Genomic DNA, 26806 nt, shown 5'->3' on the forward strand with positions numbered 1-26806 from the left:
CTTTTCTCACACAATCACTCCTTTTTTACCTTGGACAGCCTGACGCTGTGCCATCTGCGGCATGGAATCTGCTGAGAACGTAATCATTTCCAGAACTTTTAATAAGGCATCCGCGGTATCAATCGATGTTAGACATACAATTTCATTTTCGACTGCCTCGCGGCGGATTCGAAATCCGTCTCGTGCCGGCTGCTTTCCTTTAGTGAGAGTGTTAATAATAAACTGGGCTTTTCCTTCACGGATCACATCAAGCAGATTCGGAGATGTATCACCAATTTTATTAACGGATGTAACTGGAATGCTGTGCTTCCGGAGAAATGCTGCCGTTCCCTCCGTTGCCAGCAGATCATAACCTATCTGATTAAATCTGCGCGCAAGCATAAGTGCTTCTTCTTTAGTCTTATCGGAGAGAGTAAACAGGACGGAGCCATGGTCTGGAATTTTCATTCCAGAAGCAATCAAGCCTTTATATAGTGCTTTTTCCAGAGACACATCTCTTCCCATTACTTCACCTGTAGATTTCATCTCAGGTCCGAGAGTAATATCCACACGGCGCAGTTTCGCAAAAGAGAAGACCGGCACTTTCACTGACACTTCCTGCTTTTCTTCCAGCAGGCCGTCATGATAGTTCTGCTCTTTTAAGCTCGTTCCTGTCATCACTTTTGTCGCAACCGCAGCGATCGGGACCCCTGTAATTTTACTTAAGAAAGGAACGGTCCGGCTGGAGCGCGGATTTACTTCGAGTACGTAAACTTCGTCCTCATGAATGACAAATTGGATATTTAACAACCCTTTTATGCCGAGGCCTTTTCCAATCGCTATTGTCCGTTCGGACAGCTTTTCCTTTATAGCATTTGATAAAGTCTGTGGAGGATACACAGCGATTGAATCTCCGGAATGGACTCCGGCACGTTCAATATGCTCCATAATACCTGGAATGAAAACTGTTTCACCATCTGAGACCGCGTCTACTTCAATTTCTTTTCCGATCATATATCTGTCTATCAGAACGGGATGCTTGCGGTTTATTTTTACTGCCCGTTCCATATATGAAAGCAGTTCGGTTTCGTTATCTACGATTTCCATTGCCCGTCCGCCTAGTACATAAGAAGGCCGGACAAGCACCGGGTAGCCGATATCAGCTGCGATGCCGACTGCGTCCTCCGAAGAAAAGGCTGTTTTACCAAGGGGCTGAGGAATACCGAGCTGCTGCAGAGTCTGTTCAAACTTGTCCCGGTCCTCCGCTCTGTCCATATCCTCAAGAGAAGTGCCGAGAATACGTACTCCCTGCTCAGCAAGGCTGTCAGCCAGGTTGATGGCCGTCTGGCCTCCAAATTGAACAATAACTCCTTCTGGTTTCTCCACCTCAATAACATGCATAACATCTTCTGTGGTAAGCGGTTCAAAGTATAATTTATCTGACACACTAAAGTCCGTTGAGACGGTTTCAGGATTGTTATTTATAATAATGGCTTCATAGCCCTGTTCCTGAAGAGCCCAGACAGTATGCGTGGTCGCGTAGTCGAATTCAACCCCCTGGCCGATACGGATCGGCCCGGATCCAAGCACAAGAACAGAGGCTTTAACCGTTTTTTCACTTTCATTTTCCTCTTCATATGAAGAATAGTAATAAGGAGTAATCGATTCAAATTCTGCAGCGCACGTGTCTACCATTTTATAAACAGGCTGAATGTTTTCCTGCATCCGCAATTTATAAATTTCTTTTTCTTCCCATCCCCAGAGCCTGGCAATGGCTGCATCAGCGATGCCATGGATTTTTGCTTCTGCAAGCACATCCACATTTCCGGCCTGAGCTGCTGTATCCTGGGTTAAACGGATGATGGCGGACATTTTGTTCAGGAAAAAATAATCAATTTTTGTATGCTCATGAATGTCTTCCACAGTCCAGCCGCGCTGAAGTGCTTCACCTACAACGAATAACCGGTCGTCTTCTGCTTTTTCAAGCTTCTCAGAAATTTCCTCCTCCGTCAGTTCAGCTGTGAAGGGTTCGTGAAGGTGAAAAGCGCCGAGCTCCAACGATCTGATCCCTTTCAGCAGTGATTCTTCAAAGGTTCGGCCGATCGCCATTACTTCACCCGTTGCTTTCATCTGTGTACCGAGTCTGCGATTTGCTGCTTCAAATTTATCAAATGGCCAGCGGGGAATTTTTGTGACGACGTAATCGAGTGCCGGCTCAAAGCTTGCATAGGTTGTTCCGGTAATTGGATTTTTTAATTCATCGAGGTGATATCCGGCGGCAATTTTGGCTGCAAGCTTTGCAATTGGATAGCCTGTTGCCTTTGAAGCCAGTGCAGATGAACGGCTGACGCGCGGGTTGACCTCAATAATGTAATATTGGAAGCTGTCTGGAGAGAGCGCAAACTGAACATTACAGCCGCCTTCTATTTCGAGTGCGCGAATGATTTTTAAAGAAGAATGCCTCAGCATTTGATATTCACGGTCAGACAGTGTCTGACTCGGAGCGGTCACGATCGAATCTCCTGTATGAATGCCGACCGGATCAATATTTTCCATGTTACAGACAACGATCGCCTGGCCGGCTGCGTCCCGCATGACTTCATATTCAACTTCTTTGAAGCCGGCGATACTTTTTTCTATCAGACATTGTGTTACCGGGCTGTACTTCAGACCAGAACCGACAATCTCCTCGAGATCCTCATCGTTATATGCAATACCCCCTCCTGTTCCCCCAAGAGTATAGGCGGGACGGATAATAACCGGATACCCAATTCTTTCTACAAAATCCACCGCTTCAGAGAGCGTATGAACAATTTCACTGTCCGGCACCGGTTCTTTTAATTCATGCATTAGTGAACGGAAGGCCTCGCGGTCCTCTGCCTGTTCAATCGCAGAAAGTTCTGTGCCGAGCAGTTCAAGATTATATCGTTCAAGCATTCCTTCGCGGTGAAGCTCCATTGCCATATTCAGCCCCGTCTGCCCCCCGAGCGTCGGCAGTAGTGCGTCTGGTCTTTCCTTACGGATAACCCTCGTGACAAAATCAAAGGTAATCGGCTCCATGTAGACTTTATCTGCAATATTAGTGTCAGTCATAATCGTAGCGGGGTTGGAGTTGACGAGAATAACTTCATAGCCTTCCTCTTTCAAAGCCTGGCAGGCCTGCGTTCCGGCATAATCAAATTCGGCTGCCTGTCCGATTACAATAGGGCCTGAACCGATAACTAGAATCTTATTAATATCCGTACGTTTTGGCATCTTGTCTCTCTCCTTTTATACGTAAGCTTGTTTTTCTGTATGTTTTTTGATCATATCCATAAACGCATCGAACAGATGATTCGAGTCATCCGGTCCAGGACACGCTTCCGGATGATACTGCACACTGAAAGCAGGTTCATTGCGATGAGCTACCCCTTCCACGGTTCCATCATTAACATTCACATGAGTCAGCTGCAGATCAGTTCCCATAAGGGAATCGCGATCAATCGTATAGCCGTGGTTCTGTGAAGTAAGGTCTACTCTGCCGGTTCTTACATCTTTAACGGGATGATTTGCTCCACGATGGCCGAATCTCAACTTGGAAGAGGTGGCTCCACAAGCAAGACTGATGAGCTGATGGCCGAGGCAGATTCCAAATATCGGCACCCTTCCAATAAGCTTTCTGACCGTTGTGACAGCTTCCGGCACATCGGTCGGGTCCCCCGGTCCGTTGCTCAGCATAACGCCGTCCGGCATAAGCCTGAGAACTTCTTGGGCAGTTGCATTGTATGGAAGTACATATACGTCGCAGCCCCGTTCAATTAAATTGCGTACAATTCCATGCTTTGCTCCGTAATCAATCAAAACGACACGGTGACCAGATCCAGGTGCGTGATACGCATTTTTTGTAGAGACAGCAGCGACTTTATCCTTTGATGGAACGAAGGCTCTCAGTTCTTCAAGTACATCCTCGACCACAGCATTTTCACCGCATAATCTGCCATTCAAAGTTCCGGTGCGGCGGATTATCCTCGTAAGTTTTCTAGTGTCTATGCCGGCAAGGCCTGGTATATCATGTTCCTTTAACCATTCATCGAGCGGTCCCTGACTTCTGAAATTACTCGGATTAAGTGCTGCTTCCTTTACAATAAGCCCTCCGGCAGCAGGGGCAAGCGATTCAAAATCATCACGATTCATTCCATAATTGCCGATCAACGGGTAGGTTAGAGTAATAATTTGATCACAGTAGGACGGATCCGTTATCATTTCCTGATAACCTGTCATGCTTGTATTAAATACAACCTCTCCGGTTGCTTCAGCGCGCTTTCCAATTGCCTGTCCTGTGAAGACTGTTCCATCTTCCAATATTAACTTTCTTCTCATGACAATGCCCCTTCCTTTTCAAATACAATCTGTCCATCGACCATTGTCAGGACCGGCCAGCCCTCACAGCTCCAGCCCGTAAATGGAGTATTTTTTCCTTTCGATAGAAAAGTTTCAGGATCAATCTCTTCTGCATGCTGCAGATCAATTAAAGTCAGGTTCGCTGCGTTTCCTTTGCTAATTACCCCTGCGTTTATATTGAACAATTTGGCAGGAGCCGCCGTGAGACGATCTAATAAAAACTCGAGCGAGCAGATGTCATTCTTCACCAGCTGTGAATAAAGAAGCGGAAAGGCTGTATCGGAACCAGTAATACCGAAAGGTGCTTTTTCAAGACCAACCGCTTTTTCCTCTGAAGCATGTGGAGCGTGATCAGTGGCAATCACATCAAGGGTGCCATCGAGGAGCCCTTCTATTAATGCATCCCGGTCTTCTTTGGATCGTAACGGGGGATTCATTTTATAGTCAGGATGAAGTCCAGGCATATCATCCTCACACAGAATTAAATGATGTGGAGTCACCTCTGCTGTAACCCGGATTCCAGCTTTTTTAGCGTCACGAATAACTCGGACCGATTCTTTTGTACTAACGTGACAGACATGGTAATGAACTCCGGCAGCTTCGGCAAGCAATACATCGCGGGCAATCTGTACCGATTCACATACGGACGGGATCCCATTAATGCCATGTATTTTTGAAAATTTGCCCTCATGAACGGAGCCTTTATTAATCAGTGTATTATCCTCGCAATGGGCAACAATTGCCATATCAAGGGAAGCTGCTTTTTTCATTGCATTCAGCATCATGCCTGCGCTCTGGATTCCAACGCCATCATCCGTAAAAGCGAATGCCCCTTCTTTCTTTAAAGCTTCCATATCCACAAGCTCATCCCCGAGTTGGCGGATTGTAATAGAGGCGTAAGGAAGCACCGGTACTACCGCTGTTTCTTGAATACGTTCCTGCAATGATTTCATGTGAGCAGCAGTATCTGGTACCGGGCGGGTGTTTGGCATTGGACAAATCGTTGTAAATCCGCCTTTTGCCGCTGCAGCTGTTCCTGTAGCAATCGTTTCTTTATGCTCTCCTCCAGGTTCACGAAGGTGTACGTGTACATCCACCAGCCCGGGAGAGAGAAGTTTTCCTTCTGCATCTATTACAGCTTCTGCAGATGCTGGAGCTGAGCCCATACCTTCAAAGCACCCGTCTTTCACTTCCACATCCAATTTTTCAAGCTTTCCTTCTTTTGTATAAACTTTTGCATTTTTTATCCACATGCTCATATCGATATCCCTCCATTAGATTGTTGCAGGCATAGATCTAAAACAGCCATTCTTACGAATACTCCATTTTTCATTTGTTTAAAAATTCTGGATCTATCGCATTCTACAAGGTCGCTGTCCATTTCGACCCCGCGGTTAATCGGTGCGGGATGCATTATGATGCTGTTTGGTTTCATCTTTTTTTCACGGGTTTTCGTTAACCCAAACCGCTGGTGGTATTCTTCCGGACCGGCCACCATCTGGACCGTGTGCCTTTCATGCTGAATGCGGAGCATCATCAGGACATCCGCTGATTTTACTGCCTCATCCATAGGCAGGTATCTTTTCATCAGGGTCTCATCCATCCATCCCTCCGGCCCGCTTACTCTTACATCCGCACCGAGCCTTTCGAGCACATCAAGATTCGAACGGGCCACCCTGCTGTGAAAAATGTCGCCTGCAATCACGACCTGAATTCCTTCAAATCCTCCAAATTCCTGTTTTATGGTAAGCAGATCAAGAAGGGATTGCGTGGGATGATGTCCGCAGCCATCACCACCGTTTATAATAGGGATGTCTACTTTCCTGGTTAATTCGTCAAAATAACGCTCCTGGCCGTGACGGATGACCACAATATCCGCCCCGATGCTCTCAATGGTTTTGACTGTATCATAGAGAGTTTCACCTTTTTTGACGCTCGACGTATCTGCTTCAAAATGCAGAACATCGAGACCAAGATTTTTTTCAGCTGCCTCAAAGCTGATTTTTGTCCTTGTACTTGGCTCAAAGAACAAATTCGCCGCATAATACCTATTATTTGGCTGCTGGCGTGGCTGTCCAGTAAAGAACTGCGCCCTTTCGAGTAAATGATTTATATCATTTTTGGACCATTCATCAAGGGTCAAAACATGAAACGGAATCTTTTCCTTCAGCCGTCGGGCCGTCAATTCAGATTGCAGCATCAAACCAATCCCCTCCTGATAATTGAATAATTGTAAAAAAACCTCTGATTACAGAGATATCCAGAGGGGCGGCACCCTTCGGAGTCTCTCTGTACTCTATTAAAGGATGAAACTTTAAGCAGCATCTTTATCTTTTAATTGCTCGTCTAAGGAAGAAAACATCGAACGATTTCCATAGCTTGCTTCTTTGTCAGGCAGAACAGCGTGCAGGATAATACCGATTGCAGTCGCCAGCGCCATTCCTGTTATTTCTAAATTTTCGGTTACAGGGATAAATGCTCCACCTATTCCTGTAACAAGAATGACTGAAGATATGATCAGGTTCCTTTTCACCCCAAAGTCGATTTGATTATCGATCAGCATCCTCATTCCGGAAGAAGCGATAATCCCGAATAAGAGGATGGAAATTCCCCCCATCACCGCCCCGGGGATGCTTGCAATAACTGCTTCTACTTTGCCGATAAATCCAAATGCGACTGCAAGGAATGCAGCTCCTCCGACAACGAACACGCTAAAAACCCGGGTGATGGCAAGCACTCCAATATTTTCACCATACGTCGTATTAGGCGGCCCGCCGATAAAGGATGCAATAATAGTGGCTACGCCGTCTCCTAATATCGAACGGTGCAGGCCTGGTTCCTTCAAGAAATTTTTTCCGGCAACTTTACTGAGCACCATTTGATCACCCATATGCTCTGCGAGCGTGACAATCGCGATAGGTGCCATGATTAAAACGATACTCCAGGACCACTGCGGAGTGAACGTAGCAAAAGGTATAACGAATTCCGGTATATGAAACCATGGCGCTGCAGCAATTTCCCCAAAAGAAATGAGTCCAAGATACGCAGCCGTAATGTAGCCGCCTGCTATTCCAAAAACTATCGGTATCAGGTTAAAGAACCCTTTAAAGAAGATGGAAGCCAGAATCGTAATCGCTAATGTCACCAGGGCAACTGAAAAATGTGTCATAGGTTCGATATACCTGCCGCTGTCAGAATCATAGTTCATCGCCATTTCAATAGCTGTACCCGCCAGCCCGAGTCCGATTACCATAATGACCGGCCCGACCACAATCGGAGGAAGAAGATTCATAATCCAGTTTATGCCCGTCCATTTAATGAGAATGGCAGTGATTCCATAGATAATGCCTGCAGTAAAAGACCCGATCATTACTCCTTCCGGTCCCCCGATCGACATGGCAGCGATCACCGGCATAATAAATGCAAAGGAGGAGCCAAGATACGCCGGGATTTTTCCTTTCGTAATGACAAGGTATGCTAATGTGCCGAGCCCGCTCGAAACAAGAGCTACCGCCGGGCTTAATTCAGTGAGTACAGGTACAAGTATCGTCGCACCAAACATAGCAAATAGATGCTGCATGCTGAGAATGAGCCATTGATTTATTTTTGGAACCTCATGGACATCTAACTTTACATTTCTATCCATCCCTGCCATCCCCCATTGTGATTTATTTACGAAAAAAAACTCTCTGCCGCAGGGCAAAGAGGTACAAAACGCAGGAAAAAGAATTATTATCTCTTTCCCCGCTTATACCTCTTTCCTGTCTCTCCGGACTGGATTAAAGAGGCTTACTATGAGGACGCCGCGAAAATACTGACTTCGTCCTTTTTATCAGATTCCTCAAGCTTTACAGCAATAATTTCATCTTTGGATGTCGGGATATTTTTTCCTACATAGTCAGGACGGATCGGCAGCTCACGATGCCCCCGGTCAATCAAAACGGCCAGTTGAATATGTGCCGGACGGCCAAGATCCATCACCGCATCCATTGCTGCCCTGACTGTACGGCCTGTGTAAAGAACATCGTCAACAAGCACAATCTTTTTATCCTTGACGTCAATCGGAATATCCGTTCCTTTCAGCTCCGGATCTGCTGCTTCATTCTGAGGTGTTAAATCATCTCGATATAACGTTATATCAATTTCTCCAGCCGGGATTTCCGTTCCTTCGATACGGGCAATCTGTTTGACGAGACGTCTCGCTACGTGAACACCACGAGTTTTTATCCCGACGAGCACTATATTTTCGATGCCTTTATTTTTTTCTATAATTTCATGAGAAACTCTTGTCAGCGCTCTTCTGATCGCCTGCTCATCAAGGAGTACTCTTTCATAGGAATCCACAAGCAGCCCTCCATTCCAAAAAAGTGTTTTATATATTAGCCGTAAAAAATCCCCTCGCCCGTATGGGTGAGAGGATGGTCTCGTGTTTTCACAAATCATGACGCCATGCGGAAATTTCCTGCAGGGCAGCCAGAATTAAGCCACGGTTCCTTCTCAGCCTCACGGGACTGTATTAAAGGTACTCTATTAATAATATTGTTTATCGCTTTTCTTATTATGACAAACTTCGCGGAGGCGGTCAAGATTTATTTCGAAGATCTCTCAGTACACCAGCCATATCATCCGGAAGCGGAGCATCAAATTCCATAATCGCTTCATTCGCTGGATGGATGAGGCTCAATTTAAATGCGTGTAAAGCCTGGCCGCTGATTGGAAGGGTATTTTTCCTTCCATATTTAGGGTCTCCTGCTACTGGATGCCCGATGTACTGGAGGTGAACACGAATCTGATGAGTTCTCCCTGTTTCCAGCTCGCATTTTAAATAAGTATAATTCTCGAAACGTTCCAACACTGAAAAATGAGTGACAGCAGGTTTGGCATTTTTATCAGTGACTGTCATTTTCTGACGGTCTTTCGGATCGCGGCCGATCGGAGCATCAATTGTTCCATACTCATGGGGGATATCTCCATGAACGAGCGCATAATACATACGCTGCATCGATTTATCCTGAAGCTGCTCTGATAATTTCTCATGAGCTTTATTGTGCTTAGCTGCCACAATTAACCCTGAAGTATCTTTATCGATACGATGAACAATGCCTGGCCTTTTTTCTCCATTGATGCCGGACAGATCATTGCAGTGATACAGCAATGCGTTGACTAATGTGCCGGAAGCATGGCCTGGTGCAGGATGGACAACCATACCTCTCGACTTATTAACTACAATAATATCTCTATCTTCATATACAACACTTAACGGTATATTCTCCGGTTCTATTTCGGCCTCCTCGGCAGCCTTAGGAATCACGGTTATTGTGTCACCGGTGTTCACTTTATAATTACTTTTTATTTTCGTGCCATTTACCTTTATATACCCTTCATTTATCCAAGCTTGAATAATAGTGCGGGACCATTCATGTGAAAATTCGGTTAGCAGCTTATCCACTCTTGTGCCGTGATGCTCTTCATTAATGCTCCAAATGTACTCATTCATGCTATCTTTTTCCTCTTTTCTTTCCATTCGTCCACGAGCATTTTTAGGATCAATCCAATTACACCGATAGTTAATGCTGAATCAGCGACATTGAAGATCGGAAAATCATACCCGAAAATATACGTGTTCGCAAAGTCTACAACTTCTCCCAGAAAAAGCCGGTCAATAAAATTACCGATCGCTCCACCGAGTATAAGTGCGAGCGGAATACCAATCAGCCTGCTTTCTTTACCATATTTATGCAGGTGATAAAGGATAGCAATGATAACAACCGTGGTTACGATATAAAACAGCCACATCTGCCCCTGCAGAATGCCAAAGGCTGCTCCTTGATTGCGATGAGAGGTTAAAAAGAAAAAACCAGGGATGATTTCAATGCTTTCTCCAAGTTCCATATGGCGGACAACGAGCCATTTTGTAAATTGATCAAGTCCAATAATTATTGCTGCCGCTGCATAGTATAAAATAATGATCATATCCCGCACCCTAATTTCTGCCTCATCATCCGATAAAACGGCTTTTGGCTTTTCTCATACTTTATGCATTTTAGCATATCATACCGGAGCTGGTAAATATAAAGAAAAAGAACAGGATTTCTCCTGTTCTTTCCCTTCCGTCCAGCGTTATACACTGCTGTAGTGGTCATTTACAATTGTGGCACATTTTTGACAAAGTCCCGGATGCTTTTTATCTCTGCCAACAGTAGTTGAAACTGTCCAGCAGCGCTCGCATGTTTCCCCCTCCGCTGCAGCCACTTCAATAGCGACCTGCTGATACTCTTCTGCATCCGCAGGTGCTTCGCTTTTATCTCCACCAATAGCGGCGGAAGAAACGATGAAAAGCTTTGATAAATCACCTGCGTTTTCAAGAAGTTCCTTTAATTCCTTTTCAGGATAAAGGGTAATGGCTGCCGTTAAAGATTTGCCGATAAGTTTTTCATTTCTGGCATTTTCGAGGGATTTCAGTACATCATCTCTTGCTTCCATGATTCTATCCCATTTGCTGCGCAGGGCGTCCGCCTTTTCGAGCGCCTCTTCCTCCGGCATGTCAGAAAGCTGTACACTTTCCTCGTCTCTGCCAGGGATAAACTCCCACACCTCGTCTGCTGTATGGGGAATAATAGGTGCTGAAAGCTGAACGAGCGATACAAGAGTTTCATAAAGCACTGTCTGAATGGATCGACGGCTCTTTGAATCCGGAGCATCGATGTAAAGAGTGTCCTTTGCAATGTCCATGTAAAAAGAGCTTAATTCAATCGTACAAAAATTATGCAGCGCATGGTACACTCCTGCGAATTGAAAATCATCATATCCCTTTTTCGCTTTTTTTATAACATCCTGAAGCTTCACAAGCATATATCGGTCAAGCTCTGAGAGCTCATCAAATGCTACACTGTTCGTGTTTGGTTCAAAATCGTGAAGATTTCCGAGCATGAAACGAAATGTATTTCTGATTTTTCGGTAGGATTCAGCTACCTGTTTTAATATATCATCAGAAATTCGGACATCAGCCTGATAATCTACTGAAGATACCCACAGCCTTAGAATGTCGGCTCCCAGCTGTTTCATTACTTTATTTGGAACAATCACATTGCCAAGGGATTTACTCATTTTCCGGCCGTTGCCGTCAAGTGCAAAGCCATGGCTGACAATCGTTTTAAAAGGCGCTTGGCCCGCCACTGCTACACTTGTAGATAAAGATGAATTAAACCAGCCCCGGTATTGGTCCGAACCTTCGAGATATACATCGGCAGGGCGCTGCAGCTCCTCCCGTTCTTCGAGAACCGACTGGTGGGAAGAACCGCTGTCAAACCAAACGTCCATAATATCCATTTCTCTTGAGAATTCTCCATTGGGACTATGCTCGGATTCGTAACCATCCGGAAGCAGCTGCTTCGTCTCCCACTCAAACCAGATATTAGAGCCGTGTTTCCTAAAAAGGTCCGATACATGGCTGATCGTTTCATCTGTAATAATTTCGGCCCCGTCTTCTCCATAGAAAATTGGAATTGGTACACCCCATGCACGCTGTCGCGAAATACACCAGTCTCCGCGGTCACGCACCATATTATAAAGTCTAGTTTCTCCCCATTCCGGCACCCAATTTACACTGTTAACTGCATCAAGAAGCTCATTTCGAAAGTCTTTGATTGAGGCAAACCATTGAGCTGTCGCGCGGAAAATAACCGGTTTTTTTGTGCGCCAATCGTGCGGATACGAGTGCGTAATAAAGCTGAGTTTTAATAGAGCATCAAGCTCATCCAGCTTTTGTGAAATCGGTTTGTTTGCCTCATCATAGAACAGCCCTTCAAAACCCGGTGCTTCTTCCGTGAAATAACCTTTATCGTCAACAGGGCAGAGAGTCTCCAAACCATATTTCTGACCGACCACATAGTCATCTTCCCCGTGTCCAGGGGCTGTGTGTACACAACCGGTTCCAGCATCAAGTGTTACGTGATCTCCAAGAATAACAAGAGTATCACGCCCGTAAATAGGGTGCATCGTCATTACGTGTTCGAGGTCTCCACCCTTCATGGTGCGCACAACTTCCACATTATCCCATTCGAGTTCCCTGCCAAGCTCCTCAAGCAGTCCTTCTGCAACGATATATTTTCCGCTCTCCGTCTTCACGACGGCATATGTTAACTCAGGGTGGACAGTAATACCTAAATTCGCCGGGATTGTCCAGGGCGTTGTCGTCCAGATAATGAATTTTTCATCCCCGTCGAGAACATTTTTGCCGTCTTTTACATCAAAGGTTACATAAATTGACGGTGAGCGTTTGTCATGATACTCTATTTCAGCTTCTGCAAGAGCCGATTCAGAGGAAGGGGACCAGTAAACCGGCTTTTTCCCTTTATATATATAACCTTTCTTTGCCATATCACCGAACACTTTAATCTGCTCTGCTTCGTATTCATTTGTAAGAGTGATATATGGATTATCCCAATCGCCGCGTACTCCAAGGCGTTTAAACTGATCGCGCTGACGATCAACCTGTTCGAGAGCATAATTTTCACATGCCTGACGAAATTCAGCGATCGTCATTTTCTTTCGGTCAACTTTCTTATTTTTCGTCAGTGCTGTCTCAATAGGCAGACCGTGAGTATCCCAGCCTGGAACATATGGGGCATGATATCCATTCATTGATTTATATCTCACAATAAAATCCTTCAGCACTTTATTCAGAGCATGCCCCATATGAATGTCCCCATTCGCATAAGGCGGTCCGTCATGGAGAATAAAGAGAGGACGTCCTTTTGTCCGTTCCTGAACTTTTTGATAAATATTTTCCTTCTCCCATTGCTGCTGCTTTTCCGGCTCCCGATTCGGAAGATTTCCGCGCATCGGAAATTCGGTTTTTGGCATTAATAATGTTTCTTTGTAGCTCATACTTCTTCCTCCTTCTTTCCTTGGAAAGGTTCTCTATATGTTACGTCTAAATTTCCAGGCTTCTTTGCCCCATCAATTGAAACGTATACGAATCAAATGTTTACGCCAATGCACAAAAAAACTTCTCATCCCCAAAAAGGGACGAGAAGGTCTCGCGGTACCACCCTGGTTGCACGTGCTTTTCCGCACATGCCACTTTCATCTGATAACGGCAGAAACCGCCTGTATCTACTTTTGTTCGATACAAGAACTCCAGGGTGATGAACTCTCTTTCGTTATTACCGTGCTTGCACCATTTCACGGCTCGCTGTAAATAGTGAATAAAGAGACGCGTCCCGTTCTTCGTCAATTAACCATATTTAGTGTGATGAAATTATAGAACAATTCTGCTGGATTAGTCAACTTTTTTCTGGCTGCCCGCATAGAGGCTCTGCTTCTCCTCTTCCTTTTCCGTACCAAGCGCGGCAACTTCATCCCAGTCATCATTATGTAGCATTTCCATCTGAGCTTCTATCAACATCTTAAAACGCATTCTGTAGACGGATGCCTGCTTTTTCAATTCCTCTATTTCAAGTTCAATTTTTCTGGATTTATTCAAGGCATCGTTGATAATTCGGTCAGCATTCTTCTCTGCTTCTTTCACGATCAGCTGAGATTCCTTTTTAGAGCTTCTGCGCACCTCTTCTGCGGATTCCTGGGCAACAAGAATAGATTTATTCAGTGTCTGTTCAATATTAGAAAAATGCTCCAGCCTCTCTTCTAATTCATTTACCTTTGTAAACAATTCATTCTTCTCTTGAATGACATTTTCAAAATCTTTAATAACCTGATCAAGAAATTCGTTTACTTCATCTTCATCATAGCCACGAAAGCCACGGGTAAACTCTTTATTGTGGATATCTAATGGGGTTAAAGGCAAAAAAATGCACCTCCGTATTTTTAATCAATTTTCACTTAACGATACTCTTTCGACAAATTCAGGAAAAGTCCTTCAATTCTCTTTTTTTCCGTAGATGATTTTTAATCGGTCTTTTTTTGTTCTGCCTGCTTCATCTAGCAGTTTCCGGCGTCCTAGTCCACGTACGGATATATAATCCCCGGGCTGTAGCGAGTAGGAGGGCTGCTCGACCGTCCGCCAGTTCACCTTAACTCTGCCTTTATCTATGAATGGCACAGTTTTACTGCGGGAAAGCCGGAACATTTCTGCTAATAGAACATCCAGGCGTAGTGAGGAAACGGTGGCGTGAACCTCCTGCCAGTCCTCCCCCTGTTCGAGCAGGGAGTCCGCATCGATGGGTTCTAGAGTGACTGACGCACTGCCGACTTTTTTCAAGTTCATTTCGATATAAAGGGATACATCCTTACATGCTGCGAATTGAAAAAAACCGTTCCCTTCCACGATATCTCCGTATTTGCCTCGTTTCAGCCCAAGTCCGACCAGCGCTCCGAGAATATCACGGTGGCTGAGTGTTACGAACTTTGAAGGATATTGAAGCTGAAAGTACGATAACTCAAAATCTTGTCTCTCAGGTGTTTCGTAAAACGGATACAGCAACGCTCTTTTTCTTTCACTGTATTTCATACCCCCATCAAAAGCGAAGTGTACTGTTTCATCTTTTCCGATAACAGAAGCAGCAATATCCTGCTGTCTGGGGTCAAGAAAATCTGTTAATTTTCTCTCATATCCGGTCTCCACTGATTCTTTCCAGCCCAAAACCTGTTCTACAAACGTCTGTTCATCTTCGCGGTAATGTTCAAATAGGTTCATATCTTAGAAGAAAAGTGCCATGACGCCGTAACGGGCAAAATGGAGAGTAATTATTGCGACAATCGGTGATATATCAATCATTCCGAGAGGAGGAATGATTTTTCGGAATGGTTCTAGATACGGTTCTACTATTCTTGCAAGCATTTGGCCGAACGAAGATTCTCTGGCGTTCGGGAACCAGGAAAGCAAAATATAAATCAGAATTGCATACGAATATATCTGCATAATCGTAAGCAGCACGTTTCCAATCATGGCCATGCAGCATCTTCTCCTTTAAAATGTCAATCGTACGAATTATATAGGATTTCTGAAATCGTGCCGGAGACGTCAATATTATCAGGGGTACATAGGAAGATATCCACTCCGACTTTTTGAATATCTCCACCGATAGCGTAAACTGTTCCGCTTAAAAAATCAACGATTCGCTTCGCCTGCTCCTTTTGTATCCGCTGCAGGTTAATAATAACTGCTTTACGATTTTTCAAATGGTCGGCAATGTCCTGAGCTTCTTCATAATTTCTTGGTTCTAGCAGTATCACCTTGGAGGACTGCTGCACACTTTGCAGGCTGACAACGTTTTTACCCGACGAAGGTTTGGAATCCTCCTGATAAAAGGTATCATCTCTTACTTCCATTTCCTGTTCCACTACATCATCGTCGAGTTCGAAAAAACGTTTAAATTTAGATTTAATAGTCATTTTCGTTCCCTCCTTTGAAGGTCCAGTAATCTTCGGTTATTTTGCATTACCCTGCTCGTTTCCTACCAATAAAGAGCCGATTCGTATATAGGTAGCACCTTCTTCCACTGCTACAGTGTAATCATTGGACATCCCCATCGATAACTCCCCGCATGGCGCATGCGGATAATTCAAACTCCGAATACGGTCTCTAAGCTCACGAAGTCTGCGAAATATCGGCCTGGTGTCTTCAGGATTTTTTTCGTAAGGAGCCATTGTCATTAAACCGACTACTTCCACAGCTGCAAATTCTTTTAAAGATTCAATAAAATCAACAGCTTCGTCCGGCTGTATACCCGATTTAGAATCTTCACCAGACACATTTACCTGTACAAAGCACCGAATTTTCCGCCCCTCTGGGCAGCGCTTGTCCAATTCTTTTGCAAGAGAGAGACGGTCTAGTGAATGAATATAATCATATTTTTCGATAATATGCTTCGCTTTTTTGGACTGAAGGCTTCCGATAAAGTGCAGCGTCGCTTTATCGTGAAAATGCTCCCATTTTTCAAGAGCTCCTTCCATACGGTTTTCCCCGAGATGTGTTATCCCTGCCCTCAGTGCTTCTTCTGTTTTCTGTAGTGAAACGTATTTTGTTACAGCAATAATATTAATGTTTGAATCACGGCCGGCGAGTTCACAAGCCTGCTTAATAGCTTTTTGAATACGATTATAATTATCTGCTACGGTCACCTGTGAGAAGCTCCTTCCATCTTGTTTACACGAGCGCAATCCAGCTCATCATCCTCCCCGTCCTTGCACCATCACGGCGGTGAGAGAAAAAAAGCCGGCTTTCTTTATATGTACAGTGACGGCTTACATATATCTGCTGCAGCGGTACACCGGCATCGATTAAAAGCAGGCGGTTCATTTCTTTCATATCAAGCTGAAACTTGCCGTTATCTTTTTCGTCCCAGGGAGGGGAGGATTTTGAAGGCAGTACCTGCTTCATCGCCTCGATAACCCGGCTGTCCACCTCGTATGCCGGCTTAGAGATCGCCGGCCCGATCACCACCTGTATATCTTCCGGATCAATCTGTTCAATGTTTTTCCATGTTTGAACAAAGGCACCGGCAATATTCATAGCGGTTCCTTTCCATCCGGCATGCGCAAGGCCGGCACATTGATGGCCCGCCGCATGAAACAGCAGAGGAACACAATCTGCATAAACGCTGGTGAGAAGTACATTTTTCTCTCGTGTATAAATACCGTCAGCATCAGCGCCGGCACTTTCTAAATCCATTGCTCCCCTGCCGCGGTCCGCTGAACCGGCTTTCCAGATCGAGGCACCATGCACCTGTCTGGCAGCTGCCCAGTTCTCTAATGGAAAACCGATACGGTTCGCGGTCAATTGACGATTTTTTAAGACTGCGGCCGAATCGTCCTCGACATGAAACGCTGTATTTAACGTATCATATGGGGCGGATCCGTTTCCGTTTTTTCGAGTTGTAAAGCCCGCAGATACACTGTTATTATACAAGAACTTATTTTCTTTTATCATTAATAAGCAATCCTGATTTTGTTCAAATGGCTCAATATTCATAACATCTCTTCCTTATTCGTCGCATCAAGTCATTTTATTTTAACATATTTTGCACACATGCTGATAATAAATCTTCTGTCTATTCCCCTTCATTTATATCTACTAAGATGACGTCAGATCCAATTTTCACAATTTGTGACCACGGTACAATAAATTCATTTTCTCTATTAAACAACGACATCATCTTCGCACTTCCACCTACTACAATCGCGTCAATATGGCCTGTGTCTACATTTATTTCGACGTCCCCGGCATGACCAAGCCTTTTACCCGAATGCACGTTAACAATATCTTTTGCCTGAAGGTCAGATATTCTCATTTTCTGCTCTCCCTCCAACCCATTTATCATTCTATGTATATGTATATGATAAGTTCGACTCCTAATACCTGAGTTATTAGAAAAGCTACGACTCCCTTTTAATAACTAAATAATCTAAAAGCCGGCTGAATTATGAATAACCGGGCAAAACCTCTAAGCTGCTGAAAAAGTACTCTTGTGAAAAAAAAGACGGTTTATTTATAAGAGAAGTTGTATAAAGAGGTTGATTATCCCTGCGCAAACTCGCTTACACGTTAGAGCGATTTATTCTAATGGAGTAAATAAGAAAAGCTAGGTCTTTCGCCATTTCCTGGCGACAAGCCTAGTTTTTCTTTACCGCGGGCAGCGCGAGCCGAAGATCCACTTGTTCAAGTAATCTTCTTGACCAAGTTAGCTGAGGCAGAATTAGTTGAAGACAAGCCCTACGAAAAGCGTCCGCCTATCTTATATTTAAAAAAGTCCGGGCGTCAGCCGGACAATATTTATTCTTCACTTGTATGTCTATTCATTTGTTTAATCGCAGCTTTTTCCAGTCGTGATACCTGCGCCTGGGATATACCGATCTCATCTGCGACTTCCATTTGCGTCTTTCCCTGAAAAAAACGCATATCGAGGATCAACTTCTCTCTGCCATTTAATTGTCTCATGGCCTCTTTAAGAGCAAGATGTTCGGTCCACTTTTTATCCTGTTCTTTTTCATCTCTGACCTGATCCATGACATAAATTGGATCACCTCCGTCATTGTATATCGGTTCAAAAAGAGAAACCGGATCCTGAATAGCATCCAGGGCAAAAACCACATCCTCCTTTGGAACGTCCAATACTTTCGCTATCTCCTGGATAGTCGGTTCTGTTTCGCGTGATCCTTCCGCCATTAATTGATCTCTTACCTGCAGGGCCTTATACGCTACGTCCCGCAGTGAACGTGATACGCGGATCGGATTGTTGTCTCTTAAATATCGGCGGACTTCACCGATGATCATCGGAACAGCGTAAGTAGAAAAACGAACATTTTGGGAAAGATCAAAGTTATCAATGGATTTCATTAAACCGATGCACCCTACCTGAAATAAATCATCCATGTGTTCACCACGATTATTAAAGCGCTGAATCACACTTAATACGAGCCGAAGGTTGCCATTTACCAATGATTCGCGGGCGAATTCATCACCTGCCTGCATTTTGGTAAACAGCTCCCTCATTTCTTTGTTTTTTAACACCGGAAGCTTAGAAGTATCTACTCCGCATATCTGTACCTTGCTTCGCATACTATGTTTCCCTCCCAGGGCGTGGATGTCTGGAGCTTGACTTGATATTTCGGCATGCCCCGTCATGATCGATATATGTTCTCGTTAAGTATGTCCCTGAGAAAAAACTTTTATGCAAAGATTGGAAGCAGTTAAAATAGCAGCTAAGATAAAACTGGCTTGCTGCCTGGTCTGGCTGGTAAAATTATTTTTTCCTTTCTTAATTGAATGAATTTCATAAGTCAAACTCTGATATAATTAAAATTTTAATTAATTTATAGCAGTTACCTGCCCATAAGTGATAAGAATTGAAATCTGAATTATGTACTGGACGCGGGCAATGAAAAAACTGCCAGATAATCATCCAGCAGTTCCGCAGAGTGAAATTTTTAAATTACACCATTTTATTAAATTCTTTTTTCAGTCTTTTAATAATTCTTTTTTCCAGCCGGGAAATGTAAGACTGTGAAATGCCGAGCATATCCGCGACATCTTTCTGCGTTTTTTCTTTATTTCCTGCAAGCCCGAAACGCATTTCCATAATTTGTTTCTCCCGGTCATTTAACGTACCAAGTGCTCTCCTGAGAAGTCTGCGGTCGACTTTTTCCTCGATTCCCTTGGTAATAATATCTTCTTCTGTGCCAAGCACATCGGATAGAAGCAGTTCATTACCGTCCCAGTCAATATTAAGCGGCTCGTCAAAAGATATTTCAGAACGCAACTTGTTCGTGCGCCGGAGATGCATAAGTATTTCGTTTTCAATACACCTTGACGCGTAAGTCGCGAGCTTTATTTTCTTTTCAGGATTAAAAGTATTTACCGCTTTAATTAAGCCGATGGTTCCGATACTGATTAAATCCTCAATATTTATGCCTGTATTCTCAAATTTACGAGCAATATAAACAACCAGACGCAGATTTCTTTCTATTAAGATGGAGCGTGCGGCTTCGTCATCATTTGGAAGCAGACTAATCAAATGAGCTTCCTCTTCTTTTGAAAGAGGAGGAGGAAGAGCTTCACTTCCTCCAATATAATATAGTTCGTCCGGTTTTAATCCAATTAACTTTAAACATTTATACCAAAACAACCGCAGCTTAAGTTTAATCAAGGCTGTCCCTCCTATTTTACATTTCCATTAAGAAGCTTCCTCCGTATCTGCCTCCTGTATAGGGTCAGAAGGAAAAATAATTGAAAAATCGCTGCTCGATGATAATACCCGGCATTCTAATCCGATAAGAAAGGGATCAAAGGTATACATTTTTTCCGCATAATGAACCTGCACCTTATCTGGCTTGCAGGCAAGCATCATTTTCATTTCATGGCCGGCTGTTCGAAACGGTACGATCCGCCATCGGCCTTTGAAGGCGTGAATATATTCAAGTTCTTCTAGGTTCATCGTTTCGAGCAATCTCCTGATCTTTTCATACTCCTTGTCCGGTAGGATATGTTTAAAAAGCGATAATTCTGCAACCATTAATGGGGTACCCGTAACGGGATCCTTCACTTGATTGCCCGTATCTACAAGCGCCTTGCTTTGCACGGTGGAATCATCCATTGTAATAATGACATCAGCAAGTTTCGTCATTTGAATATTTCTCAGTTTCATAATCCTTTCTGTAAAATGTAGAGATTTCCATATAAAAGGTACAGCAAAAAGGATTAAACTGTAGGAAAAGCTGCTGAACATGGATGCTGAATGTTCTGATAGTAACGAGGAAGACTGAACGGCTGAAAACCGGATTGATTCCATTCCAAGCATGACGCCTGCTGCTAAAAAGCTGACCACATAAAACATGCAGAGTGTCCGTAAAAATAATTGCAGAGACACAAATCCGAAAGCACCTAAAACGCAAAAGACAGATAGCAGACCCTTACCTGCTGGATGAATGAGCCAGTTTTCAAAAGGGGTCATCACGATGAATACCGAGCATGAAGCTGCAGCTGAGATAAATAGTAAACGCCTCAATGAAATCTTCTTTTTAATGAGCCTGGAAGTACCGGAAAAAATAATGACATGTATAATGAGATTTATCACCCACAACACATCTAAGTAATATATATTATCACCTTCCTTCCTTCTTCTCATGAGGAAGTAAAGTAATTATATAAGCTATTGTTTTCGAAGTCTGTCAGTTTATGATACAGCTGCACTGCTAGTTTTTAGTTTTCTTGTCAAAAAACCAAATGGCCACCGTTTCTCTTGAATGACAAGTGATTAATCAAAAAAGATAGGGGTGCAGAGAATTATTTGCTGCCCTATCTTTTTTGTTCTGCAAATGAACTCCTGACTTAGGTTTAGGAATATAAAATGAAAGGAATACCAAGTACATTTCTAATAGATATCATGATTATTCTTACAATTACTTTCTAGGAGGCGCACGATGAAATTTGCAGGTGTAGGATTAGTAATACTAGCCGCTGTATGCTGGGGCATTAGTGGGGGAATTGCTGATATTTTAATGAACAAGGGCTGGGATCCCATTGTGATTTCCCTTTACCGGGGGGCTGTTGGTTTTATATGTTTTTTCGCTTGGCTGCTTTTTCGAATAAGACAAAACTGGATTTTCTCTACTCGTTTATACATATGGTCCCTATTAGCTGGGGTTGGTGTTGCTGGGAATTTTACTTTTTATTTTCTCAGTATCCAGGCATCCAGTATTGCTGTCGCTGCTACTTTAATGTATACCGCACCAGTGTTCGTCCTTTTAATCTCTTTTATATTACGAATAGAACGTTCGACTTGGTTTAAATGGCGATGCATTGCCGGTGTACTTATGGGGATTGTACTGCTTACAGGTGCCTACAATACCAATACAATTTCAGTAAGTTTTCTAGGAGCAGCAGCAGGCCTTGCTGCCGGCCTTTCCTATGCACTGTTTATATTCGGGTTTAAGAACGCCACTTCTATCGGTAAGCCACAGACAACTTTAACCATTGCCTTTTTTTCCTTTTGTCTCATCCTTTTTCTAATTACGGACAAAAGTGAAGCAGCTGGTGCAGTGACGTCAAGCGACAGCGGTTGGTTTCTTCTTTTAGGAATCTTAGGAGCTGGAATTTCATTTATATTGTATGTGATTGGCATTCGAAAAACTACCCCGACAACCGCTTCAATGGTCGCTATGGTAGAACCTGTGACAGCTTCATTATTTAGCGTTCTGCTTATCGGAGATCAATTGACTGCCATTCAACTTCTTGGAATGGTGGTTATCCTGGTCACGATTACTATACTTAGTGTGAAGCAGTCCAGCTAAGAAAGTATAGTTCTAGGAAACTCAAAAATTTCATATGACGATTTATATGCAGGCAAAAAAAGTACACCACTTTGATTTAAGTAGTGTACGAAACGGATTAAAATTTGCAGCATTGCATTTATCTAATAAATTATTTTCTGCGGCGGCGGTTACGTAGAAACGCAGGAATATCAAGAGCCTCTGAATCTTCCTCCTGCGCCTGCTCATTCCTGGCCGGCTCTGCCGGTTCTTCAGGCATCGGTCTTTCCTGCTGAGGATGGGGCTGGCTCTGCCGCGGTGGTGCAGCAGGAGCGCTGCGGCGCTGCGGCATTCCTCCTTGACGCTGGCTGGAGTTTGCCTTTTTATCTTCGGCATCCTCAAATCCAGTTGCTATGACCGTTACGACTATCTCGTCTTTTAAATTCTCATTAATGACGGAACCAAAGATCATGTTTACCTCAAGATCAGATGCTTCTGAAACAATCTCAGCTGCTTCATGAACCTCGAATAAACTCAGATTCGAGCCGCCGGTAATATTCATTAGAACCCCCTGGGCACCATCGACTGACGTTTCAAGAAGCGGGCTGGAAATAGCTTTCTTCGCCGCTTCTGCTGCCCGGTTTTCTCCGGTGGCAATTCCAATGCCCATAAGAGCAGAACCTTTTTCACTCATAATAGTCTTCACGTCAGCGAAGTCAAGGTTGATTAGACCAGGAACAGCAATTAAATCTGAAATGCCCTGCACACCTTGGCGCAGTACGTTATCTGCTTCCCGGAAAGCCTCAAGCATCGGCGTGTTTTTATCGACGATTTCAAGCAGCCGGTCATTCGGAATAACAATCAGAGTATCTACTTTTTCTTTCAAAGCTCCAATACCATGCCCAGCCTGTCCAGAGCGTTTGCGTCCTTCAAAAGTAAACGGTCTTGTTACGACCCCGACAGTTAACGCACCGATTTCCTTTGCCACTTCCGCAATTACTGGGGCAGCTCCTGTACCGGTTCCGCCTCCCATTCCGGCCGTAATAAATACCATGTCAGCACCTGTCAGCGCTTCTTCAATCTGTTCCTTGCTTTCTTCGGCAGCTTTCTTTCCGATTTCAGGGTTGGCACCTGCCCCCAGCCCTCTTGTAAGCTTGCCGCCGAGCTGAAGCTTTGTTTCAGCCTGAGATAACTGAAGCGCCTGGGCATCCGTATTGACTGCGATAAATTCTACTCCCTGAAGGCCGTTCTCAATCATACGGTTCACCGCATTAGAACCGCCGCCTCCTACTCCGATTACCTTAATCTGTGCCAGTTGATCCATATCCATTTCAAATTCCAACATCTAAGGTCCTCCTAATTTATCAGATCTGTAAGCGGGCTGAATCTCGCCTTATCGATAAGCTCAAACGCCCTGAATTCATAGTTTCATAAAAATAAGCGCAGGACGTGCTATTCGAAAAACACTTTAAAAAAGTTCTTCACTTTATCCTTCACACCGGCTTCATTTTCATCCTTTGGATTATTTTCCGGCTTTTGATTACCCACCGGCTGTTTTTCCATAGTTTTTTCAGGTGAGGCATTAACTGCGGAAGCAGATTCTTTACCCTGAATTTTAACATTTCGATGGGCAAATTCAATAAGTCCGATTCCAGTAGTATATATCGGCTCTCTTACTCCAATATAATCCGGCACAGCAATTCGGACGTTCTGCCGGAAAACATCCCGTGCTAATTCCGGAGCTCCCGGGACCATTACAGTGCCGCCTGTCAGTATAAATCCTCCCGGAAGCTCCGTATAACCTAATCGATAAATCTCATCAGCAACAATTTCGTAAATTTCTTCTAGACGAGGTTCAATTACATGAGCAATTTCATACTGGGAATATTCTTCTGATTGTTCGTTTCCAATTGTTCTTACTTCAAATGTAATTTCATCGGAAGCATCATCTATAAAGGCATGCCCATGTTCTCTTTTAATTCTCTCGGCTTCTTCAGAGGTAGTACGGAGTCCGACTGAAATGTCATTAGTAATGTGGCCGCCTCCAATAGGAAGCACTGACATTCCCTGAAGTTTACCATTTTGAAAGATGGAGACTGTGGTGGAGCCTCCTCCGATGTCAACAAGTGCTACACCGAGGGCCTTTTCATCTTTTGAAACTGCTACTGTCCCTGCAGCAAGAGGCTGAAGACAGATATCAGCTATTTCTAGTCCGGCCCTTTCCACACAGCGCAATAAATTATGTAGCGCAGTTTTAGCCCCGGTAATGATTGTGCCTTCCATTTCCAGACGGACACCGAGCATTCCGCGGGGATCCTTAATTTCTTCAAGCCCGTCCACAATAAATTGGCTCGGGATGACATCAATTATCTCTCGTTCGGGAGGAATCGACAAAACTTGAGCAGCATCCATTACCCTCTCAATGTCATCATTGCGTATCTCCCGGTCCGGACTTGAAACTGCAACTACTCCGCTGCAGGGCTGCATTTCAATATGATTGCCGTTGACACCTACAATCACTTGATTTACTTCCAGTCCAACCATTCTTTCTGCCTGATCCACAGCTTGCTTTATAGAATTTACCGTTTCATCAATATCTACGATCGATCCTTTTTTCATTCCAGTGGAGTCGGCATTGCCTACTCCAACGACCTTTAACGATCCTCCGGACATTTCTCCGATAACTACCCTAACTCCGGACGTACCGATATCAAGGCTGACGTAAATATCTTCGCTGTTCATCTATTGGCACCTCCCATTCTATATCTTAACTGCATCTATTGGTAATAGCTGAGTATTTTTGCCTTCCTTCCATCTTAGCATGTGAGCCGGTCGATGGTGTGTAAATCTAGCAAAAAAAAATTACGATTTTTTTTCAATACTATTACAGTTCAACAATTCATAAAAATTTCCTTTATAAATTAGAAATAACCTTACATTGCTTATTCATGTTCTTTAGAAGCAGCAATCCACAGCCTCCGTAATTTTGCATTATTCTGGAATATCCTTGTCCCAAATGCAAATATTGCTGCTAAGTATAAGTCTACACCAAGTTGGATCCCTAGAAAAGTTATACTTAAAGCAAATATTAGATTTAATGATAATCCGTTCAGCAAAAGGATCTCATAAAAATTTTTTTTCGCATGAAGCCCGTGCCGCTCCTGCAGCTGCCTCTATCACTGCCAGTAAAATGACACCCAAATATAATTGATAAACTGAGGGAACAGAAATACTGCTTCGAAACCCTGCGGCAGCGCCAACTATCACTCCGGTAATAATAAACCATTTCATTCTTTTTTCCTCTGCAGCATTCATGAGCCGCCCCCTCCTTACTTCTTCATACGCTGGCAAAGTAATTGCAGGGACTTCTTTTATTTCCATGTTTAGATTTTCAATTTCGACAAAATCTGCAGACTGTGACACGTTAATGTAATCTCATTGTGGAGCTTTTCCGGATCGTCGGTAAGAATAAATATTTCCAGCGGGAACTGCGGAAGTTTTTTCCGTTCACATGCGTGCTGCTGCCAACTGCACGAAAAGCAGAGTTTTCAATTAATCGTTCTTTTTCAATGGCATTGAAAAGCTGCTTCTAGTTTATCTGCATTTCCAATGGGTTTATCACAAATGGAGCCGTCGAGGTATGTCCGTCTATTGTTATTACTGGGTCTGTGCACTGTATGTAGGAGGAATTAGTTAACCGGTAGCCATTAACTGAGACCGCTTCTGCCCCTGCCAATAATAATTCATCCACAGTTTCTTGAATGTGGCATTCATGCACAATGTATTGATTAGGATTTTCATTTAGTTTCCTTCTTCTTCAATGGCTTCTTCCCCTGTCTCTTCAACTGTCTCGTTCTGCCCTTCCAGCTCTCCAGCGTCTTCCTCTTCTACCGGAGCCGTTTCCTCATCTTCCACACTCTGTTCCGTTTGATTTTCCGTATTATCTTGAGATTCTTCAGCTTCCTGCTCTTCCTGTTCCACTTCATCAGCTTCAAAATACGGGCTCATTTTCATATGAAGAATTCCGCTTGTCCCCGGATCAATTTCCTGAGAGACAGAAGGATAAGAAGCCATATTTCTGGAAAAGTTATTTATCGTGCTTGCAACTTCTACGCCATCATTCATGTAAATGCGCAGGGCATTTTCATCCTCCTTAGTCGGAGTAAGAATGACTTCTGACATCATATTAAGAATACCGTCTCCTAATTGACCCAGCTCCTCTGCCATTGCCTCAAGCTTCTGCTCATTTTTAAATCCATGCAGTACAGGAGCATCGCTTGAAAAAGTAGAACGGCTCTGTCCGGTAAGCGTATGACCGTTTTTCAATACGGGCACATATTCACCTTCACTAAAAGCATAGCCGACCTGCTCCATTTCTTCTGCTTCTATTGTTACTGCGGAAAAAATTGAACGGCTGACCTCCGCCTCTGAAATTTCGTCAAGCTGATTAATGTTTCTTTCTGCTGCCTGTTTGTCCATATTCCACATGCTTGTCCCTGTTTGAATACCGCTCGCTTCAATAATCATCTCTTCCTCTGTGTAACTCAGTCCGTTCACTTCGATCGTGCGGATATGGCTTAAAGGAGATTGAAAATATACGACGAGAAGGATCAAAATAAAAAAGATCGAAAGAGATAAGATGAGCCTGCGGTTTGAACGCTTTTTCCGCTGTTCTTTCCATGCAGGTATACGATCATTCAGCGTTACGACTTTCTTTTCGCTCACAGCTTCTCCTCCA

The 26806-nt window shown here is 43.8% G+C and carries 26 protein-coding genes and 1 other annotated feature; of the genes, 1 reads left to right on the top strand and 25 read right to left on the bottom strand.

Translation table 11 applies throughout. The features are described from left to right. Positions 1-6: 6 nt before the first annotated feature. From carB to ACE4RR_RS02310, 19 genes are all read right to left on the bottom strand, one after another. Complete coding sequence (carB, locus tag ACE4RR_RS02220) at positions 7-3234, bottom strand: carbamoyl-phosphate synthase large subunit (protein ID WP_375533760.1); 3228 nt, start codon at positions 3232-3234, stop codon at positions 7-9. 15 nt (positions 3235-3249) lie between these two features. After that, positions 3250-4338 carry a carbamoyl phosphate synthase small subunit gene (locus ACE4RR_RS02225; RefSeq protein WP_375533761.1) on the bottom strand — a complete coding sequence of 363 codons (1089 nt, stop codon included), beginning with the start codon at positions 4336-4338 and terminating at the stop codon, positions 3250-3252. Further along, positions 4335-5618, bottom strand: coding sequence for a dihydroorotase (locus tag ACE4RR_RS02230; protein WP_375533762.1), 1284 nt, complete (start codon positions 5616-5618; stop codon positions 4335-4337). The genes ACE4RR_RS02225 and ACE4RR_RS02230 overlap by 4 nt, the downstream gene beginning before the upstream one ends. Further along, on the bottom strand, positions 5615-6559 hold the full coding sequence (locus ACE4RR_RS02235) for an aspartate carbamoyltransferase catalytic subunit (RefSeq protein WP_375533922.1): 945 nt from the start codon (positions 6557-6559) through the stop codon (positions 5615-5617). The genes ACE4RR_RS02230 and ACE4RR_RS02235 overlap by 4 nt, the downstream gene beginning before the upstream one ends. A 114-nt stretch (positions 6560-6673) precedes the next feature. Beyond that, positions 6674-8005: a uracil-xanthine permease family protein gene (locus ACE4RR_RS02240; protein WP_375533763.1), complete on the bottom strand. Its 1332-nt coding sequence runs from the start codon at positions 8003-8005 to the stop codon at positions 6674-6676. Between the two features lie 146 nt (positions 8006-8151). After that, positions 8152-8703, bottom strand: a complete 552-nt coding sequence (gene pyrR / locus ACE4RR_RS02245) for a bifunctional pyr operon transcriptional regulator/uracil phosphoribosyltransferase PyrR (protein WP_375533764.1) — start codon at positions 8701-8703, stop codon at positions 8152-8154. 238 nt (positions 8704-8941) lie between these two features. Then, the gene (locus ACE4RR_RS02250; protein ID WP_375533765.1) at positions 8942-9856 is read right to left on the bottom strand and encodes an RluA family pseudouridine synthase; all 915 of its coding nucleotides are present in this window, start codon (positions 9854-9856) and stop codon (positions 8942-8944) included. After that, positions 9853-10332, bottom strand: a complete 480-nt coding sequence (gene lspA, locus ACE4RR_RS02255; RefSeq protein WP_375533766.1) for a signal peptidase II — start codon at positions 10330-10332, stop codon at positions 9853-9855. Before lspA ends, ACE4RR_RS02250 begins: the two co-directional genes overlap by 4 nt. A gap of 147 nt (positions 10333-10479) precedes the next feature. Then, on the bottom strand, positions 10480-13248 hold the full coding sequence (ileS, locus tag ACE4RR_RS02260; protein WP_375533767.1) for an isoleucine--tRNA ligase: 2769 nt from the start codon (positions 13246-13248) through the stop codon (positions 10480-10482). Between the two features lie 134 nt (positions 13249-13382). Then, positions 13383-13600 (bottom strand) — a binding site (T-box leader). A 42-nt stretch (positions 13601-13642) separates the two neighbouring features. Further along, positions 13643-14167, bottom strand: a complete 525-nt coding sequence (locus tag ACE4RR_RS02265) for a DivIVA domain-containing protein (RefSeq protein ID WP_375533768.1) — start codon at positions 14165-14167, stop codon at positions 13643-13645. Between the two features lie 72 nt (positions 14168-14239). Then, positions 14240-15016 carry a YlmH family RNA-binding protein gene (locus tag ACE4RR_RS02270; RefSeq protein ID WP_375533769.1) on the bottom strand — a complete coding sequence of 259 codons (777 nt, stop codon included), beginning with the start codon at positions 15014-15016 and terminating at the stop codon, positions 14240-14242. A 3-nt stretch (positions 15017-15019) separates the two neighbouring features. Beyond that, entirely contained in the window at positions 15020-15274 is a 255-nt protein-coding gene (locus tag ACE4RR_RS02275) for a YggT family protein (RefSeq protein WP_375533770.1), read from the bottom strand. Positions 15275-15297: 23 nt separating this feature from the next. Further along, entirely contained in the window at positions 15298-15714 is a 417-nt protein-coding gene (locus ACE4RR_RS02280; protein WP_375533771.1) for a cell division protein SepF, read from the bottom strand. Positions 15715-15750: 36 nt separating this feature from the next. Next, a complete protein-coding gene (locus tag ACE4RR_RS02285; RefSeq protein ID WP_375533772.1) occupies positions 15751-16443 on the bottom strand; it encodes a YggS family pyridoxal phosphate-dependent enzyme in 693 nt (230 codons plus the stop codon). 25 nt (positions 16444-16468) lie between these two features. Continuing rightward, a complete protein-coding gene (gene pgeF / locus ACE4RR_RS02290) occupies positions 16469-17293 on the bottom strand; it encodes a peptidoglycan editing factor PgeF (RefSeq protein WP_375533773.1) in 825 nt (274 codons plus the stop codon). A 79-nt stretch (positions 17294-17372) separates the two neighbouring features. Further along, a complete protein-coding gene (locus ACE4RR_RS02295; RefSeq protein WP_375533774.1) occupies positions 17373-17612 on the bottom strand; it encodes a YlmC/YmxH family sporulation protein in 240 nt (79 codons plus the stop codon). A gap of 482 nt (positions 17613-18094) precedes the next feature. Further along, positions 18095-18880 carry an RNA polymerase sporulation sigma factor SigG gene (gene sigG / locus ACE4RR_RS02300; RefSeq protein ID WP_375533775.1) on the bottom strand — a complete coding sequence of 262 codons (786 nt, stop codon included), beginning with the start codon at positions 18878-18880 and terminating at the stop codon, positions 18095-18097. Positions 18881-19253: 373 nt separating this feature from the next. Then, on the bottom strand, positions 19254-19967 hold the full coding sequence (gene sigE / locus ACE4RR_RS02305; RefSeq protein WP_375533776.1) for an RNA polymerase sporulation sigma factor SigE: 714 nt from the start codon (positions 19965-19967) through the stop codon (positions 19254-19256). Between the two features lie 27 nt (positions 19968-19994). Next, on the bottom strand, positions 19995-20945 hold the full coding sequence (locus ACE4RR_RS02310; RefSeq protein WP_375533777.1) for a sigma-E processing peptidase SpoIIGA: 951 nt from the start codon (positions 20943-20945) through the stop codon (positions 19995-19997). Between the two features lie 295 nt (positions 20946-21240). Between ACE4RR_RS02310 and ACE4RR_RS02315 the strand changes: the two genes are divergently transcribed. Further along, the gene (locus tag ACE4RR_RS02315; protein ID WP_375533778.1) at positions 21241-22110 is read left to right on the top strand and encodes a DMT family transporter; all 870 of its coding nucleotides are present in this window, start codon (positions 21241-21243) and stop codon (positions 22108-22110) included. Between the two features lie 130 nt (positions 22111-22240). Here ACE4RR_RS02315 and ftsZ read toward each other — a convergent pair whose 3' ends face one another. The 6 genes from ftsZ to ACE4RR_RS02345 form a co-directional block, all read right to left on the bottom strand. Next, positions 22241-23413, bottom strand: a complete 1173-nt coding sequence (gene ftsZ, locus ACE4RR_RS02320; protein WP_375533779.1) for a cell division protein FtsZ — start codon at positions 23411-23413, stop codon at positions 22241-22243. A gap of 107 nt (positions 23414-23520) precedes the next feature. Beyond that, entirely contained in the window at positions 23521-24810 is a 1290-nt protein-coding gene (gene ftsA, locus ACE4RR_RS02325; RefSeq protein ID WP_375533780.1) for a cell division protein FtsA, read from the bottom strand. Positions 24811-25010: 200 nt separating this feature from the next. Continuing rightward, positions 25011-25184 carry a DUF1290 domain-containing protein gene (locus tag ACE4RR_RS02330; RefSeq protein ID WP_375533781.1) on the bottom strand — a complete coding sequence of 58 codons (174 nt, stop codon included), beginning with the start codon at positions 25182-25184 and terminating at the stop codon, positions 25011-25013. 7 nt (positions 25185-25191) lie between these two features. Further along, positions 25192-25383 (bottom strand): hypothetical protein, encoded by a 192-nt coding sequence (locus ACE4RR_RS02335; RefSeq protein WP_375533782.1) that lies wholly within the window; start codon positions 25381-25383, stop codon positions 25192-25194. A gap of 274 nt (positions 25384-25657) precedes the next feature. Next, complete coding sequence (locus ACE4RR_RS02340; protein ID WP_375533783.1) at positions 25658-25846, bottom strand: DUF881 domain-containing protein; 189 nt, start codon at positions 25844-25846, stop codon at positions 25658-25660. 23 nt (positions 25847-25869) lie between these two features. Then, a complete protein-coding gene (locus tag ACE4RR_RS02345; RefSeq protein ID WP_375533784.1) occupies positions 25870-26793 on the bottom strand; it encodes a cell division protein FtsQ/DivIB in 924 nt (307 codons plus the stop codon). Positions 26794-26806 lie beyond the last annotated feature (13 nt).

The organism is Alteribacillus sp. HJP-4 (genome assembly GCF_042139015.1).
In the GTDB taxonomy this organism is placed as follows: domain Bacteria; phylum Bacillota; class Bacilli; order Bacillales; family Marinococcaceae; genus JBHIKY01.

Excerpts from the sequence above, each read along its gene's own strand:
- ACE4RR_RS02230 (WP_375533762.1), bottom strand. The coding sequence starts at position 5,618 with ATGAGCATGTGGATAAAAAATGCAAAAGTTTATACAAAAGAAGGAAAG.
- carB (WP_375533760.1), bottom strand. The coding sequence starts at position 3,234 with ATGCCAAAACGTACGGATATTAATAAGATTCTAGTTATCGGTTCAGGC.
- sigG (WP_375533775.1), bottom strand. The coding sequence starts at position 18,880 with ATGCGAAGCAAGGTACAGATATGCGGAGTAGATACTTCTAAGCTTCCG.
- ACE4RR_RS02275 (WP_375533770.1), bottom strand. The coding sequence starts at position 15,274 with ATGGCCATGATTGGAAACGTGCTGCTTACGATTATGCAGATATATTCG.
- ACE4RR_RS02315 (WP_375533778.1), top strand. The coding sequence starts at position 21,241 with ATGAAATTTGCAGGTGTAGGATTAGTAATACTAGCCGCTGTATGCTGG.
- ileS (WP_375533767.1), bottom strand. The coding sequence starts at position 13,248 with ATGAGCTACAAAGAAACATTATTAATGCCAAAAACCGAATTTCCGATG.
- ftsZ (WP_375533779.1), bottom strand. The coding sequence starts at position 23,413 with ATGTTGGAATTTGAAATGGATATGGATCAACTGGCACAGATTAAGGTA.
- ACE4RR_RS02225 (WP_375533761.1), bottom strand. The coding sequence starts at position 4,338 with ATGAGAAGAAAGTTAATATTGGAAGATGGAACAGTCTTCACAGGACAG.
- pgeF (WP_375533773.1), bottom strand. The coding sequence starts at position 17,293 with ATGAATATTGAGCCATTTGAACAAAATCAGGATTGCTTATTAATGATA.
- ACE4RR_RS02240 (WP_375533763.1), bottom strand. The coding sequence starts at position 8,005 with ATGGATAGAAATGTAAAGTTAGATGTCCATGAGGTTCCAAAAATAAAT.
- ACE4RR_RS02335 (WP_375533782.1), bottom strand. The coding sequence starts at position 25,383 with ATGAATGCTGCAGAGGAAAAAAGAATGAAATGGTTTATTATTACCGGA.
- ACE4RR_RS02280 (WP_375533771.1), bottom strand. The coding sequence starts at position 15,714 with ATGACTATTAAATCTAAATTTAAACGTTTTTTCGAACTCGACGATGAT.
- ACE4RR_RS02295 (WP_375533774.1), bottom strand. The coding sequence starts at position 17,612 with ATGAGAATATCTGACCTTCAGGCAAAAGATATTGTTAACGTGCATTCG.
- ACE4RR_RS02250 (WP_375533765.1), bottom strand. The coding sequence starts at position 9,856 with ATGAATGAGTACATTTGGAGCATTAATGAAGAGCATCACGGCACAAGA.
- ACE4RR_RS02270 (WP_375533769.1), bottom strand. The coding sequence starts at position 15,016 with ATGAACCTATTTGAACATTACCGCGAAGATGAACAGACGTTTGTAGAA.
- lspA (WP_375533766.1), bottom strand. The coding sequence starts at position 10,332 with ATGATCATTATTTTATACTATGCAGCGGCAGCAATAATTATTGGACTT.
- ACE4RR_RS02235 (WP_375533922.1), bottom strand. The coding sequence starts at position 6,559 with ATGCTGCAATCTGAATTGACGGCCCGACGGCTGAAGGAAAAGATTCCG.
- ACE4RR_RS02310 (WP_375533777.1), bottom strand. The coding sequence starts at position 20,945 with ATGAGAAGAAGGAAGGAAGGTGATAATATATATTACTTAGATGTGTTG.
- ftsA (WP_375533780.1), bottom strand. The coding sequence starts at position 24,810 with ATGAACAGCGAAGATATTTACGTCAGCCTTGATATCGGTACGTCCGGA.